Genomic DNA, 15,627 nt, shown 5'->3' with positions numbered 1-15,627 from the left:
GCCGAAGTCGAATGCTGAGGCCGGACCGTCACACGTGTTCCAATGGCAACAGATGACTCGAACATCCGGTCGACCGCACTCCATTTCACGCGCAACAGTTCGGCGAGAGGACGCATTGCCGAAGCCAACAACATGCTGTCGGCCACAAGATCTGCCAACTCATTCGAGTGGTCGATCGCTACATCGACACGCGACAATCGAGCACTGTAACGACAGAACTACTAAGTTAAACCCTACTCACCCAGTGATATATTTGGATTTCGGGTAATATCAACTACTCAAGTAGCGGATAATACCTGAGAACGCTCGTCTCGTCAAGTTGAGTGATATGCATTAAGATCACCCTACTCGCGGCGTGTCTTCGGTTCGGCTGCCGCGCCGAATTGGGGGACTTGCGTCCAGTTTCCTTCTCTCGTTTCGCTCCATCTAAATTTATAGGGTCAGCATGACGGTTCTTCAATTTGAAAAAGAGGTTTTGCTTTCAGCACAATTTGGGGAAAATGACAAGACTTGGTTCCCCAGGTGGGTGAGGCGATATTCGTTGACTTTGCGAAAAGGGCTTGATGGTGAGTTGGCGGTCAATCGGGGCTCCGTGATCCGCTTTTCCAAAGCTTTGCTTGCCAGCGGTGCCCCGGCATGGCAGCGTTGGCAAGCGGTCCGGGCACTTGAGTGCTATCGGGATCTGGTATTGAAGCGATCTGAGCCTGACCTGTCAGACATCGTGGCGACACTGGCACGGCTGGGAAAGCGAGAGAGAAATATCGAATTGGACGCACCACCAACCGCCGAGGAACTTGCTCGATTGCGGGGGAACGTCAATCGCTCTGAGCCGCTCTTGATCCAAACCATGCGGGGTGAAATACGAGTCCTGCACTATGCAATGGCGACGGAGAGGGCCTACGTGCGTTGGGTCAAGCGATTCATGACGCACGTCGGTTCGGAGAAGTTGGAGCAGTTCAATGAACTCGACATTGCCACCTTCCTAACAGCCCTGGCAACACGCGATCAAGTGTCCGCGAGCACTCAAACGCAAGCGCAGTCGGGGATTCTGTTTCTGTATCAGTGCATTTTGGGAAAACGTTTGGGGTTCATTGACGCAGTAAGAGTGAAGCGTCCTGAGACGTTGCCGGTTTGGTTCAGCCGTGAAGAAATCGGAAAGCTGTTGGATCAATTGACCGGCATACACCGCTTGATGTTCTTGTTGATGTACGGGTCGGGACTTCGGCACAAGGAGTGCCGTCGGCTGCGGATCAAGGACATTTGCTTTGACGCCAAGCACATCGTGGTGCGTGATGGTAAAGGGGAGAAGGATCGAGTGACGTTTTTGCCGGAGCAGGCGATTGCGGAATTGAAGCGTCAGATTGAAACAGCGGAGCGCATGCATCACAGGGACGTTGCCGACGGATTTGAGCAGGTGTATTTGCCGTACGCATTGGGTCGCAAGTATCCCAATGCGTGCAAGGAACTGGGTTGGAAATGGGTCTTTCCTTCTCGTCAGCGCAGTCGAGACAAACGCAGTGGTCAGGTTTGGCGGCACCATATCAGCGAGGAGCAGTTTGCCAATGCTTTGAAAGCGGCGCAGAAAGCGGCCGGGATTACAAAGAACGGGGTGCCGCACTCACTTCGTCACAGTTTCGCGACGCATCTGGTCGAGGACGGGACGGATTTGGCCACGGTGCAAAAGCTGATGGGGCACAAAGACATTGAAACGACGATGAAGTATGTGCATGTCGACGTGGGATTTGATGGCCGCTTGCAAAGTCCGATCGATCGGTTGATGCAAGAGGGAGGTTGCCTTGGTGGTGGCAACGCAGGCCGTGTAGCGTCGTTGTGATGTCAGACGAAGAGTCGACGTGCTGGATGACGCGGGGTTTCTGAGAATTGGCTTGAGAACGGGACGCTCTCGCGTGGCGGCTGATTTGGGCAGGCGTGAGAACCGGACGCTATCGCGTGGCGGCTGATTTGGGTAGGCGTGAGAACCGGACGCTATCGCGTGGCGGCTGATTTGGGTAGGCGTGAGAACCGGACGCTATCGCGTGGCGGCTGATTTGGGTAGGCGTTTTTCGTGCCAGTGGGTGCTAGCTGTTTCACGCAAATGTGTTGTGAAGACTGTTGTGGGGCGCGTGAATGATCCGGGCGAGTGGTCTGTTTGCTTGCCGAGGACGCATGGGGGGACTGCTCGCTTTGCTCGTTGGGTTAGCGTCTCGGAGAGACGATGCTACGTGGTGGTGCGGGCGGATTCGCTGACGCCTGCGGCTTGGCGTTAAACGATGAGCTGCCTACCCTTCGGGCGCGGGTTAAACCTACGCTTCGGCAAGCATTCTTGCCAATACGCATTGCCCCTCACCCCCAGCCCCTCTCCCCCAAATCCTAGCTCGCTTAGGCTCGCCAGGATTTGGGGGAGAGGGGAGCCATGATTTTTTCAAACGCACCTCCAGTCACTCACTTGCGCGTCGAGCCGGTATATTGTCGACGATTCATCGACCTTAGCGGGACGCTCTCTATCGCGTGGCGGCTGATTTGGGTAGGCGTTTTTCGTGCCAGTGGGTGCGAGCTGTTTCGTGGTAATGTGTTGTGAAGACTGTTGTGGGTCGCGTGAATGATCCGGGCTAGGTTCTGTTTGCTTGCCGAGGACGCATGGGGTGACTCCGCGCTGCGCTCGCTGGGTTAGCGTCTCGGAGAGACGCGGCTACGTGGTGGCGACCTCTGTTGTGAGACAGCATGTAAGAGACGAGACTGCCGTCGGCGCGTTATGCGTCAGATGGGGCGGCCGATGTAGGCGAGTTTGCCCCAGCGACGTTCGATGGATTCGGCTTGAAAGTATTTTGACAGACTTCGCAAGATCACATCGGGTGCGGCGAGCCATTGTTCATAGGTCACGCGTTCCCTGTCCGTCATCGCGGCCAATGCGTCACCTTTGGCGTAGATCCTGCGCATCAACGGCTGTTCGACGACGAGATGAACGAAGGTGAGAAACGGCGTGCGCCAGGGTTCGATAATGTAAAAACGTCCTTCGTCGGGTTTTAGAATGCTTCGAACGCCGGCCAGGCACTTTTCCAAATCGTCGGGGATCTTGGGCAAATGATGCAGGCCGCCTTGCACGATCACGATGTCGTACGCGTTCTCCTCCAGCGGCAGGTCTAGGCAGTCGGCCAAGTGCAGCGTCGCGGGGCCGCGGTATTCAGCGAGCAGGGTGTCCGAAAGGTCGACGCCTTCCACATGGGTGAATCCCATTTGCTCAAGGGCGACCAGGCCGCCGCCACGGCCGCAGAAGATTTCCGCGATGCGAGAATCCTTCGGCAGGGAGGGAAAGCCGAAGCGTGTCAGACGCGACTTGAATTTTTGGATTTCTTCCTCGGGCGTCTCAAAACGCTTGTACGCTGCTTCCCACTCGGGGTCACAACACATTTGGCCTTCGGCAACATGTTTGATGATCTGTGGGTTGTCGCTCACGATGACTCCTTTCGACTTTTCTGCATTTTCAGAGCGCCGCCCATCAACGCCGCCATGATGGTTTGAAATCCGATGGCAATCAGAGTGACACCGGGGACGACGATCCGCATGGTGACGGGATAGTCCAACGGTCCGAATCCGGCTTTCCACCACTTCAGCACCACAAGGCCCACGCAGGCGATACCGGCGGCCATCGCCAACAGGCCGAACACCAATCCACGCTCGACCGTGATTCGTTCCAGTCTTTCGTACAGCGGCATCATGCCTTCGCGGCCTGCAAAGATTCGCGTCAGTGCGGCCAACAACATGCATTGCCACCCCAACAGCGCCAGCAGACTGGCGATGAGCAAGGTGTGTACGTCGAGCGCCGCGCCGAACACTCGTACTTGGGGGATCGCCAATGCGTAGCCCAACATGGCAATGGCAAGCAGTATGAGTCCGGGGCGAAAGAACGTCCACTTGGGACTGAACACCAAGAACAATCGCAGCGTTCGCCAGCCGTCACGAAACGTCCTGAGGTGGGGGCCGTGTTGGTGTCGCCCATCGGGATGCAGCGTGATCGGTACTTGGCTCATCGATGCGCCATGTAGACCGCTCTTGATGATCATCTCCGTTGCAAACTCCATGCCCGGTGAACGCAAATCCAGACGATCGTAGAGGTCTCGTGTGAAACCACGCATGCCACAGTAGACATCGTTGATCGGGATGCGAAACATCAGACGCACCAGCCAAGACAACACGGGATTGCCGAACCAGCGATGCAGGAAAGGCATCGCACCGGGCATCACACGCCCGCCTCCGCGGGGCAACCGGCAACCTTGGACCAGATCGCTGCCGCTGCGGAGCGGCTGAATGAATTTGGGGATTTCCAGAAAGTCATAGCTGTCATCGGCATCGCCCATCAACACAAAGCGTCCTTTGGCGCTTTCGATGCCGTGCATCAGGGCCGCACCGTAACCGCGTTCTGAGACGTCGACGATCCGGGCACCTTGAGCGATCGCGAGTTCTTGCGACCCGTCCGTGCTGCCGTTGTCCGCCACGACGACTTCGCCGTTGATCCCCGCGTCACGCATCGCCGTGACAGCTTTTTCGACGCACGTGGCCACGGTGTCGGCTTCGTTCAGGCACGGCATCACGACCGTCAGCTCGATGGGCGTGTCCGAGTCGGCGGGCTGATTCATTCGGTTTCCGTCGCGGGGTCGACTGGGTGAGTAGCGGAGGAGGCAGTGTGATCGGCATCGCGAGTCAGCAGCGTTGTCACTGCCATGCTACACACCAACAGCACCAAAGGTTCGACGACGATCCGGTATCGGTAGGCTGGAATCTCTAAAATCCCGGTCACCAGGCAAAAATACAGCAGCACCGCTGCAAGCCAAACGCCGTGCCAGCGAGTGGGGCGTTTCCAAATCAAAATGCCAACCGACATGATCATTGCAAACAACAAAATCGAATTGCCCCACACCCACCGACTCCAGCGTCGAGCGAGCGCGGCATCGACGAAAGACCACTGGGCATCCCATGTCGTTAGTTGTGGGACTTGCCCCGGATCGTCTCCTTGCGGCGGCAGATCGGTCGCAGCGGTTCGCCAAAAATTGACGACGCGGCGGACGGCTTTTTGGGCAAAGACTACCGGCGATGTTTTCACTGCCTGCTTGGCCACCGATCGCATCAAGCGATCCGCCTCTGGATCGCTCATCCCAGAGTCCACCAGGGCATCGGAGACCGACCAAGTCAGACGCCATTGATCGGGGACCGAAGTATCTGTTGACTCGGAATGCTCGACCAAGCAATCAAGCAGGGTTTCGCTCTCGGTGCTGTCAGGCAGTGGTAATCCCGCGCCGCTGCCATCTTGGAAGGTTACGATCCAGAGGTTGCGTCCGACGAACTCGGTGAGCATCGGTTTTCCGAAAAGTCGCTGATTTCGAATCAACCAAGGGCTGAGCAGTAACATCATCGTCAACGCAGCGATCGCGAAGTGTCCAAAAAGCCCAAGCCGAGACCGCGGAGCGGACGCGCCGTCGATTCCGGTTGTCGGTTGCGAGCTTCGATGAGGCGAACCCTTGCGAGGCCAAAGCATGACCACGATGAAAACCACGTCAGCGACCCACATCAAGATCACGATGGGACGTGTCAGCAGCAACACCGCAAAACTTGCCGCCACCAACAAGGCACGCCATCGCGTCGGATGCTCTGAGTAACAAACGACAGACAACAGATGCAGCATCAACAGAAAGATGAACAGTGTCTCCGTCAGCATGGTGGCCGCGAACGTGATCGCGGAAAGCATCGGCAGGGAAAACAACAAAACGATCGGTTTGGCCCGCGGTTGTCCGGTGATCGTCTCGCCCAACTGTGCCGTGATACACACCGTGGCCATGTACAGCACGCCTTGCAAAGCGATCAACGTTGGCAGGGGCCACGGTGAAACCCATCGAATCGCGGCCAACATCCACGGATAAACCGGAGTCCGATAAGCGATCGGTTCGCCCATCATCAGCCAATCACCCTGCAACACGCGGGAACTAAGGTTCCAGTAGCCCAACGCATCGCCATCGATCGGCGATGGACCTTGAGCGAGGACCGCAGCCACCTTGATCGCGATGGTCAAAAGCAAGAAAGGAACGAGAAAACGGTTCAACGGAATGGATGGGTGAGGCGTTTGGCAGGGGGCAAAGCTAGGCTATCGATGCAGTTTAGCAACTTGAACGCCCGGAGGTGTCGCTGAATTGGTTACGGGTTGCGCGCGTGCTGCTTGAGAACGGGAGTGGCTTGATGTTTCGGCGTTATTCTTGGAGCCATTTCTCGTCCACCGCGAGGGATGGGGCTTGTTTGCGCAAGTCAGGTTTGTGATTGGCAAAACGTTTGGCGGGGCACGCTATCGACTTGGAAAGTCGAGCGACGATTGTCGTTCGACTGGACTGCTCAAAGTTTAGTGTTGTTTCTTTTTGGGTTTGCGCAAGTTTATGTCCCTACTGCCGGCGCAGCTGGTGGCCCCAGTGAGCCTCAGGCGCTAGCCGTGGGCCTGAGGCGGATTGTGGTGCCGGCCCGTGGCTAGCGCCATCGGCTCACAGTGATAACGCAACACGATTCAATCAGCAGTCTCCTGCGCCGGGAGAGGTGACAGAACTCTGCGGGGAGTTTGGGCGAAGTCCATGACGGATTTGGCGGATCGTGCCGGAGGTTGCTCATTGAATGGGAACCACGTTACAACTGAGAGCCTGCGATGCGCATCTGGGGCGGAAACGCCTCATCTGGAGTTCGGACCACTATTGGGTGTAATTGCGAGACATGTCCACTTTGCTGCCTGTCATCGATGCGGGCCTGCCGACCGGAATCATTGAACCATTCTCTCAACGTGTGCTACGCGATGGCAGCCCGATGGTGCGTCATACACTGACGGACTTGCAAGTCAACTTGGGCAAACTGTGCAATCAGACTTGCACGCATTGTCACGTCGAAGCCGGCCCGACGAAAAAACGCGAGAACATGGACCGCGAGACGGCTGAGAGGATCGTCGAGTTGGTCGCCGGCTGCCGGACGCTGCAGACGATCGATTTGACCGGCGGCGCACCCGAAATGAACGAGAGTTTTCGCCGTCTGGTCAAGACATTTCGAGACGCGGGGCTTCGCGTCATCGATCGATGCAACCTGACCATCATTAGCGAACCGAGCTACGAATGGGTTGCCCCGTTTTTGGCCGAACATCAAGTCGACGTGGTTGCTTCATTGCCGTGTTATTTGGAAGACAACGTCGACGGACAACGAGGACAGGGCGTATTTGGACGCAGCATTCAAGCGTTACAGACGCTCAACGCTTTGGGGTACGCTCAAGCCGGAACGGGGTTGCGACTGGATCTCGTGTTCAATCCCACGGGACCGTCATTGCCGCCCGACCAAGCCAAGCTGGAATCGGATTACAAAGCACAGTTGCAGGATCGATTCGGCATTCAGTTCGATCGCTTGCTGACGATCACCAACATTCCGATCAAACGCTACGCCAAGTTTCTGTCGAAACTCGGCAAGTTGGATGATTACATGCGATTGTTGGCCGACAACCACAATCCGGCGGCTGCTGATTCCGTGATGTGCCGATCTCTCGTGTCGATCGGGTGGGACGGAAAGCTCTATGATTGTGACTTCAATCAAATGCTGCAGATGCCGATTGCTGGTCAGGCCGATCAGCCGACGGTTTGGTCGATCGACAACCTGCAAGACTTTATCGACCGCCCCATCGCCGTGGCCGACCATTGCTATGGTTGCACAGCGGGAGCCGGCAGCAGTTGCGGCGGCGCGCTGACTTGATCGCCACATCATCCATCATTCATTCGTTTTTATCGTCGTGAGGAAAGTATGTCAGGCACGTTGAACACCGAATCCGCTGTCCGTGATCGATACGCTGCTGCTGCTGGCCAGCGTGAGCCAGAGTTGTGCTGTCCGGTGGACTATGATCGCCAGTACTTGGCGGTCATTCCGCAGGAAGTCATCGATCGGGATTACGGCTGCGGTGATCCCTCCAAGTATGTTCGTTCCGGGGAAACGGTGTTGGATCTCGGCAGCGGTGGCGGCAAGATCTGTTTCATCGCGGCGCAGGTCGTCGGCGAAACGGGACGCGTCATCGGAGTCGACATGAACGACGCGATGCTGCAATTGGCGCGTGAAAGCCAGCCGGTGGTAGCCGAGGCGATCGGGTACGACAATGTTCGTTTTCACAAAGGAAAGATCCAAGACTTGCAGATCGATCGCGATCGGTTGGACGAGTACTTGAAAGAAAACCCGGTGAGCGATGAATCGTCACTACAAGCCATGGAAGCGTTTGTAACGGAGCTGCGCAGTACCGCGCCGATGATCCCGACGGACTCCATCGATGTGGTGGTCAGCAACTGTGTCTTGAACCTTGTTGATCCGACGGAGAAAGAAAAACTGTTTGCCGAAATCTATCGTGTCCTGCGTCCGGGCGGGCGAGCCGTGATCAGCGACATCGTTTGCGATGAGCCGGTGCCCGAGCACATGCAGCAGGACGCGGAACTTTGGAGTGGTTGTCTGTCGGGAGCGTTCTTGGAGAACGAGTTCATCGAAGCGTTTCAGCGTGCCGGATTCCACGGCATCGAAATGCCGGTCTTGCAGGCCCAGCCGTGGCAGACCGTTCAAGGCATCGAGTTTCGATCGGCGACCGTGATCGCGTACAAGGGCAAGGACGGTCCGTGTTTTGAACATAATGAAGCGGTGATTTATCGGGGACCGTTTTGCAGTGTGACAGATGAACTGGGACATACCTTCCATCGCGGCGTTCGAACGGCGGTTTGTCGCAAGACATTCCATCTACTGACCAAGGAACCGTACAGCGAGTTCTTTATCCCCGTCGAACCCCGGGTGGCCATCGCCCCTGAGGAAGCGGAGCCGTTTGAATGCAGCGGCGGCGTTGAATTGCGATCACCGCGAGTGACCAAGGGCCGCGACTACAAGCAGACGGTGCTTGGTGAGAGTGATTGTTGCGACGGCGGCGGTTGCTGCTGATCGCGTTGCAATCCAAGTGAGCCTCAGACGCTCGCGGGTTGTTGACTTAGTAAGCCGTGACGCGTCAGCGGCCGGGTATCTGGCACAACGAACACGGTAACCGTCAGGTGCCAACACCCGTGGCCTTACGGCCAGCGGCTCAGGGCGTATGACACCATCGAACGCTTGTTAACACGACCTTGCTAAGCGGGACACTCTCTATCGCGCGGCTGATGTGCGCAGACGAGGCACCGCCAGCGAACAACCTACAGCGGTTTGATACTGACGTTGCGGAAGCGGACGGCGTCTCCATGACCTGCGAACCCAAAGTGACCTTGGGCGTTGTCTTTGCCGGGATGCTTCTTGTCGGCCATGTACTCGGTGATCTTGGAAAGATCCGTGTCCAAGATCACGTTGCCGTTGAGTTCGACTTTGATGGTGCTGCCTCGCACCGTGACCTCTTGGAAATTCCATTGACCGGTTTCACGCAGGAATCCTCGGTGGGCAGCGGCCATGCCGTACGCACTGCCGTGGTACTGGCGAGCGTCCAGCTTTGCATACTTGGGGTGTTCCGAATCGAGCACTTGTAGTTCGCACATTGCCACATAAGCAGGGTCGCCGTTGAGAGGCGCGCGAATGGCCAGTCCATTGTTGCCGCCGGGTGGCAACATGAACTCGACGCGAGCGACAAAGTCCTTGTATTCGCCGTCGGTCAACAGCGTGCCGCCCTTGCCCTCTTTGCACTGGATCGCGCCCTCGACGACTTCGTAATTCTCGTTGGCACCTTGCCATCCGCTCAAGTCATTGCCGTTGAACAGGCTGTTGAATCCAGAGTTGTTGTGGCTGCTGAGCACCTCGTTGGCTTGTTCGGGCGTCAGTTCGCGAATCGCAATGTTGCGCCAGCGGATTTCTCCGCCGTGGGTTTGCAACTCGATCGGGCCGGATGCGAACAGGGGAGCCGCGCGGTCCCAGTAGTTTTCCATGATCGCATGATCGACGACCATTTTGTCATTGAGCCAAACCGAGGTTCTGGCACCGACTTGCAAGATGCGAAACTTGTTCCACTCGCCAAATGGTTTATCGGCCAGAACGATGGGGTCTTTGCCTGGTGCGCCGGCGCTGTTGTTCCAAAGTCCGCCGCTGCCTTTGTCGGCGCCCAAGTTGAACTTGCCTTCGTCAGTCGAGTCCCAAATCTGAACTTGCGGTGTCGCTTTGAGGTAGATGCCGCTGTCCGCCTTGGCCACGGTTTTGTACTCCAGGACCAATTCATAGTCGCCGTAGTCCTTGGCTGTTGTCAGGTAGGGACCTTTTCCGTCATTGACGAGCTCTCCATTTTCGACCGTCCAATGCTGGTTGGCTTCGTCCATCCATTTTTCGACTTGAGCGTTGCGTTCGTCCTCCGGCATCTCCGCGAGTTTGACGGGGCTGAAGTGTGGACGTGCGGTCCAGCCTTGCAGGTCAGTGCCGTTGAAGATTTCGGTGGAGCCCGTGGGTGCTTCGGCGGCGGCGAACGACGCCATCAGTGTGAGAGCGAGCGTGATGGAAAGGAGTCTTGGTGTTTTCATGATGAATGGGGATCGAGGTGGGATGGTTTCAGGAAGGGTGGAGAGAGAAAGCACAGCAGTATAACCCGATCCAGGCGACACATGGTTCTGCTGGTGTACCGGCTTGGGGACGCGCGGACTTTCGTCACCGGATCACGTTTTCGCCTGCGTTTTCTTTTTGGTGGATCGTCACGGGCCAGCCGGGAAACTGGTTCTCAGGCTTGCCGTCGGTGGGATCGACCAAGAATCGAAAGGCGTCCAGCGTGTACGTTTTGGCGTCTGTGTCGATCGTCACCAAGCCAAAGCCGCTGCCCTTTTGGTGGGCCTTGTCGTATCGATTCTTTGCGGTGCCGACTTCGGGGTTGCCCACCGCGTACACGTAAACTTTGTTGCCCAGCCCATCGAGGTATTCACCCGTGTGGGGCAGTCCGTGTTTCGGGCGATGCTCGTGCGGCATGCCGACTTCGTCTGGTCGCCACCAGCGAGGATACCCGGCGGCGATCGCCGGTGTGCAAAACGACCAATTGGAATCGCGTTGTTTGTCGACGCCGTACTGAGTCAGTGAGGTCAAGTGTTGATCGCCATTGATGTGCAGGGGCATGGCGGGGCGCACGATTCGGATCGCATGGTTGCGTGGTGTCTGCGGCCAGCCGCCCGAGTCGAGGTCGGCGACAAGGTATCCGTTGTAGCCACCGTGATGGGTTGCCACACCGGCGAAAACGGTTTGACTCAATAAGACCTTCATCGTGTGGCCTCGCCAGTCGGACGCCCATTGACGCAAGAATTCTTCTTGACGTTCGCCCAACAGAATCAAACCCGGCTTGTCGAGTTTATACGGATCGATATCGCGATCGGTGAGGTGGTCGGCACGTCCGCTGCCGGTGTCCACCATCTGCGGACCACTCTTGAACTGTCGATCAGCGATGATGGCAAAGCTAACGTCGCCGTAAACCATGTCTCCGTAGTAAACGCTGATGTCTTGGAGGACGGGATTGGGATCGGCAAAGTCGGGATGGTGGGCGCAGTTGGTTTTGTGGACCGCGTTGACCATGCGAGCCGGCTCGATGTAGCCGCCGTTGGACGACGCACCGCCGGTCTTGATGTCCATCGGCTTACCGCCTTCGCCCCAAATGTTTCCTTGAAAGACATCGTGGTCGTCGGGCAAGCACAGAGTCGGTCGATCCTGCATCGCTTCGCGAAACGCCCAGCCGAACTGATAGTACTTGCGGAGGTAGTTCAAGATCGCGCGGTCGGCCGGCTCACGGATGATGCCGTATCCGCCGTGTCCTTCGTAGAGTTGGTCGCCGGAGAAGTACAACATGTCCGGATCAAGTTTGACCAAGTTGTTTGCAACCGGTTCGTACGGAAACGCGTAGTCGTTTTGGCAAGTTAACGCGCCCAGACGCAGAGGTCGTCCCGTTGGGTTGGCTTTGACCTTGCCCGTCCAGATCGATTCGGTGACCACGCCGCTGGGGTGAGTCTCTCGATAGACCAGCATGTAGGGCGTTTCGGTTTTTTCGTCCCAGTTGGGGATGCGAAAGGTTGCCGTCCATGCGTCGCCGTCCAACGTCGCGATGCCAAGTGATTTCCAGTCGCTGTCTTTCTGGATGTACAGTTCGATGTCGTGGTTGTCTTTTTCGCCAAGTGGTCCGGTCAGCGCGGACATCTTCATCGGTTTTGAGTGCGACACGACGTGGAAACGGCTGACTCATGAGTTTCTCCGGTCAAGGTGGGGCGATTAGGGGAGAGTCATTGTAACTGACACACAGGAGTGACTCGTTTCCCGTTCGCCGACAGCATGTGGCGCATAAAAAACGCCGACGCGAGGTCGGCGTTTTTCGTTGGTTGGCTGAGCGGGGTCGCTGATCAGACGGCGGCCGAGTCCAGGGCTTCTTGCAGGGCCGCCTTGGGGCGGACGCCGACGAAGCTCTCGGTGACTTCGCCGTTCTTGAACAACAGCAGCGTCGGGATGCTGCTGATGCCGAACTGTTGCGCCACGCCAGGGTTGTCGTCGATGTTCAACTTGCCGATCTTGGCAGACGGATTCTCGCCAGCCAATTCATCGATCATGGGAGCGATCTGGCGGCAAGGTCCGCACCAGGGTGCCCAGAAATCGACCAGCACCGCGCCGTCTGACTGCAGGACTTCGGCGTCAAAGTTGTCGTCGGTAAATTCTTTCACGGCATCTGAGGCCATTGCGTTCTTCCTTCGCTCGGGAACAGGTGGGAATGGCCGGTGCTCAGTTGCGGTGGCCAAGTTGGTTTGAAAATCGATATCGGGAGATTATGTGGTAATTACAGCCGAGGATGTCGATTTGGTGCGTGACGGATTTGCTGTGAGCCGATGGCGCTAGCCACGGGCATTGAACGGGGTTGGGTCGTCACCATAAAGCCCGCGGCTAGTGGCCTGTTGATTTAATCGAAATTGGGAACGCAAGGTTGAGCCGTGGGCCGTAAGGCACCGGGCAATGCGGTAGGCCCGGCCGCTTACGCGTCGCGGCTCACTAAATCAACAGCCCGCTAGCGCTGTCGGCTCACTAAAACGTCGATGTCTGCCGTAATCTCTCGTGAATTGTAGGAGTGCGGTGCCTGATGTCAATTTGGCACCGGAAACCACGCAAACCTAATCGGCTTGACATTGAAGCAAACATTGGGCCAATTCGTCCAGGATCATCGCCGTTGCACCCCAAATCCGATGGGGTCCGACGGAAATGACCGGGATCGAGAAATGAAATCCCAAAACGGTGTTTACGGGTTCGTTTTGCGTCGACACGGCTCGGACTCTGCGTCTGCGTCGAATGGTTTTTCTGTTTTCGCGGTTGACCAAAGCTGCCAACGGCACTTCCATGACCTGGGCGACCTCTAACGGGTTCGGCCTCCAATCCGATTCGGGCGTTTTCAGGATCGCAACTTGCGGTTGAACCAAGTGGTCACTGCCAAAAACGTACTGGGTCGACAGCGTTCCCAGCCATTGTTGCGTCAGGGGCGGCAGCCCTAATTCCTCCAAATACTCCCGCTCGGCTGCTTGCTGCGGAGTTTCGCCCGGCTCGATCCGGCCGCCCGGCAAGCTGATTTGGCCTCCGTGATGGACCATCGTCGGCGGCCTGAGCGTCAGCGGGATTACCCATCGACCGGCGTGATCTGGTTGGCGTGATTGATACAGGGCCACCAGCACGGCGGCCATCCGCGATTGCATGCGAGCGGGGCCTCGATGCCTACCGTATGCCAGCCCAGGGCTCAGCGGTGATCGAGCAGGAGTTGGGGCCGGTGATCGAGTTGGTGATCGAGTTGGTGATCGGGCGGATTTTGAAACATGCTGGCCCAAGATCACTTGGAGCCGCTGGGGGTGAAATTGAAAGTCCGTCGGACCGTCGCTGCATTCGTCCGGGGGGATATTGGTCACACAAGTGTTTCGAGCAAGCGGCGTAATTTGCGAAGCTCCACGCGATGATCCAGGTCTTCCAGCGGCGACATGTGAACGGTCAACGCGCGGGTGTACTTGTCTCGCTCCAGTTGCGTGACCAGTTTTCCATAGTCGACTTCGCCCTGTCCCACGCTGACTTGGAATGCATCGGGACGCGTGTCGCGCAAGTGCACGTTACAGACGAACTTGAGGATCTTGTCCAGACTCTTGTTCTTTGCCGGGCCGGCCACGTAGACGCTTGGGTCCAGCGTGATGCCCAAGCCGTCGACGTTGTTGCACAGCACCATCAGGGTATCGGGGTCTTCGCTCAAGCAACCCAGTTGGCACTTCACCGATACGCGGACGCCTTCGCTCTCGCCCAGCTCGACGAGCTTTTGCAAATGCTCGACTTCCTCGTTGAACGGCGTGCCCAGTTCCGCCGATGGCACCGTCAGCGTCACGACTTTGGTGGCCTTGGCGATTCGGCACATCGACAAAAACATGTCGTAATGGTCGGGGCCGGGATCGATTTGGACGCTGTAGCCGGAGATGTCCAGCCGATGCGTGTGCCTCAGCATCTGGATGGCGCGGTCGGGATCCTGGAGCAGTTCACTGGGTTTGATTTTTCCTGATTCATGAATCGCGATTTCGATCGCGGTGAACTCCAAGTCAGACAACAACTCAATTGCTTCCTGCAATTCCAGTTGGGGCCAGCATTCAGTTGATGCAGCGACAAACACAGGTGGGAATCCTTCTAGTTGGTTTTGGTCATTGCGAGTGCGATGAGATTGCCTCAGAGCTTACAGCGAGACGGGCGTTGAGAAAAACCCCGGATCTGGCTTGTTTCTCCGTTCCCCGCCGATCTCTGCCTCTGGCGGTTGATTTGCTATCTTGAGCGGAGCCACGTGACAGCTTCTTGAAGCACTTGCTCGATCGTTTTTCCTTCGGTGTCGATGCGAACATCGGCAGCCTGCTGATAGAGCGGTCGCCGGACACGCAACAGTTCGGCGATTTCGTCTTCGGGGCTCAAATCGGTCAAGGCAGGCCGTGCCGCCGCAGTGCCGGCATCGGCGCCGATGCGTTTGGCCAATGTCGCCGCGGTCGCGTCGAGCCAAATACAGGGGCCGCTGCTGGCGATCAGGGTTCGATTGTGTTCCCTCAAGATCGCTCCGCCGCCGAGCGAGATGACTTGTGTTGCCCGGACGGAACTTTCCGTTTTTTTTTCCTGAGATTGTTTGGATACCAGTTCCAAGCACCGCGTCTCCCAGTCTCGAAACGCTGATTCTCCTCCGGCAGCGAAGATTTCACGAATCGTTTCACCCGCCCGCTCGACGATGAAATCATCCAAGTCGATCCAATCACCGCCCAGACACTGGGCAAGCCGTCGGCCGACGGCCGATTTGCCGGTTCCGCGGTAACCGGTCAAGTAAACTTTGTCAGACACGGGTGCTCTGTTCTCTTTTTCTGTGGATGTGTTTGCGGCAAAGTGTTTCGCGTGACAATGCGAGGATCGTGACGTCACAGACCGGGCAAAGCAACCTCACGTGCAAACCTGGGAGGCGCAAGCCCGGACTGTCAAAACGTTGGGGTTGCGTCTTTTTGGGTTTGCGCTGGTTTATGTCCCTACTGCCGGCGCAGCTGGTGGCCCCCAGTGAGCCTCAGACGCTAGCCGTGGGCCTGAGGCGGATTGTGGTGCCGGCCCACGGCTAGCGCCTGAGGCTCACTTTGATTGCGA

At 57.2% G+C, this 15,627-nt stretch carries 13 protein-coding genes; 4 read left to right on the top strand and 9 right to left on the bottom strand.

Annotation, left to right across the window (positions count from 1 at the left end; all coding sequences use genetic code 11):
• Positions 1-42: 42 nt before the first annotated feature.
• Both Pla52nx_RS23420 and Pla52nx_RS23415 read left to right on the top strand, forming a co-directional pair.
• Positions 43-210, top strand: coding sequence for a hypothetical protein (locus Pla52nx_RS23420; RefSeq protein ID WP_342190194.1), 168 nt, complete (start codon positions 43-45; stop codon positions 208-210).
• Positions 211-445: 235 nt separating this feature from the next.
• A complete protein-coding gene (locus Pla52nx_RS23415) occupies positions 446-1,834 on the top strand; it encodes an integron integrase (protein WP_342190229.1) in 1,389 nt (462 codons plus the stop codon).
• A gap of 923 nt (positions 1,835-2,757) precedes the next feature.
• On the opposite strand, the gene Pla52nx_RS23410 is transcribed toward Pla52nx_RS23415, so the two are convergent.
• Genes Pla52nx_RS23410 through Pla52nx_RS23400 form a run of 3 tightly spaced genes read right to left on the bottom strand, consistent with a single transcriptional unit; the run spans position 2,758 to position 6,091 of the window.
• Positions 2,758-3,453, bottom strand: a complete 696-nt coding sequence (locus Pla52nx_RS23410) for a class I SAM-dependent methyltransferase (protein ID WP_197455161.1) — start codon at positions 3,451-3,453, stop codon at positions 2,758-2,760.
• Positions 3,450-4,634: a glycosyltransferase family 2 protein gene (locus Pla52nx_RS23405; RefSeq protein WP_146523767.1), complete on the bottom strand. Its 1,185-nt coding sequence runs from the start codon at positions 4,632-4,634 to the stop codon at positions 3,450-3,452. The genes Pla52nx_RS23410 and Pla52nx_RS23405 overlap by 4 nt, the downstream gene beginning before the upstream one ends.
• Positions 4,631-6,091 carry an ArnT family glycosyltransferase gene (locus Pla52nx_RS23400; RefSeq protein WP_146523768.1) on the bottom strand — a complete coding sequence of 487 codons (1,461 nt, stop codon included), beginning with the start codon at positions 6,089-6,091 and terminating at the stop codon, positions 4,631-4,633. The genes Pla52nx_RS23405 and Pla52nx_RS23400 overlap by 4 nt, the downstream gene beginning before the upstream one ends.
• Before the next feature lie 650 nt (positions 6,092-6,741).
• Between Pla52nx_RS23400 and arsS the strand changes: the two genes are divergently transcribed.
• Together arsS and Pla52nx_RS23390 are read left to right on the top strand one after the other, a co-directional pair.
• A complete protein-coding gene (gene arsS / locus Pla52nx_RS23395; RefSeq protein WP_146523769.1) occupies positions 6,742-7,755 on the top strand; it encodes an arsenosugar biosynthesis radical SAM (seleno)protein ArsS in 1,014 nt (337 codons plus the stop codon).
• A gap of 48 nt (positions 7,756-7,803) precedes the next feature.
• Complete coding sequence (locus Pla52nx_RS23390; protein ID WP_146523770.1) at positions 7,804-8,967, top strand: methyltransferase domain-containing protein; 1,164 nt, start codon at positions 7,804-7,806, stop codon at positions 8,965-8,967.
• 245 nt (positions 8,968-9,212) lie between these two features.
• Here Pla52nx_RS23390 and Pla52nx_RS23385 read toward each other — a convergent pair whose 3' ends face one another.
• From Pla52nx_RS23385 to Pla52nx_RS23360, 6 genes are all read right to left on the bottom strand, one after another.
• The gene (locus tag Pla52nx_RS23385) at positions 9,213-10,511 is read right to left on the bottom strand and encodes a 3-keto-disaccharide hydrolase (protein ID WP_146523771.1); all 1,299 of its coding nucleotides are present in this window, start codon (positions 10,509-10,511) and stop codon (positions 9,213-9,215) included.
• A 124-nt stretch (positions 10,512-10,635) separates the two neighbouring features.
• Positions 10,636-12,162: an alkaline phosphatase D family protein gene (locus Pla52nx_RS23380; protein WP_146523782.1), complete on the bottom strand. Its 1,527-nt coding sequence runs from the start codon at positions 12,160-12,162 to the stop codon at positions 10,636-10,638.
• A gap of 194 nt (positions 12,163-12,356) precedes the next feature.
• Positions 12,357-12,686, bottom strand: a complete 330-nt coding sequence (trxA, locus tag Pla52nx_RS23375) for a thioredoxin (protein ID WP_146523772.1) — start codon at positions 12,684-12,686, stop codon at positions 12,357-12,359.
• Positions 12,687-13,112: 426 nt separating this feature from the next.
• Positions 13,113-13,685, bottom strand: a complete 573-nt coding sequence (locus Pla52nx_RS23370; RefSeq protein WP_146523773.1) for an NUDIX hydrolase — start codon at positions 13,683-13,685, stop codon at positions 13,113-13,115.
• Between the two features lie 203 nt (positions 13,686-13,888).
• Complete coding sequence (locus tag Pla52nx_RS23365; protein WP_146523774.1) at positions 13,889-14,632, bottom strand: sugar phosphate isomerase/epimerase family protein; 744 nt, start codon at positions 14,630-14,632, stop codon at positions 13,889-13,891.
• A 146-nt stretch (positions 14,633-14,778) separates the two neighbouring features.
• Positions 14,779-15,336 carry a shikimate kinase gene (locus Pla52nx_RS23360; RefSeq protein ID WP_197455163.1) on the bottom strand — a complete coding sequence of 186 codons (558 nt, stop codon included), beginning with the start codon at positions 15,334-15,336 and terminating at the stop codon, positions 14,779-14,781.
• Between the last annotated feature and the right edge of the window lie 291 nt (positions 15,337-15,627).

The sequence above is a fragment of the Stieleria varia genome, from assembly GCF_038443385.1.
In the GTDB taxonomy this organism is placed as follows: Bacteria; Planctomycetota; Planctomycetia; order Pirellulales; family Pirellulaceae; genus Stieleria; species Stieleria varia.
Note: the sequence above shows the minus strand (reverse complement) of the source record. Positions and strands in the feature narration are given on the sequence as shown.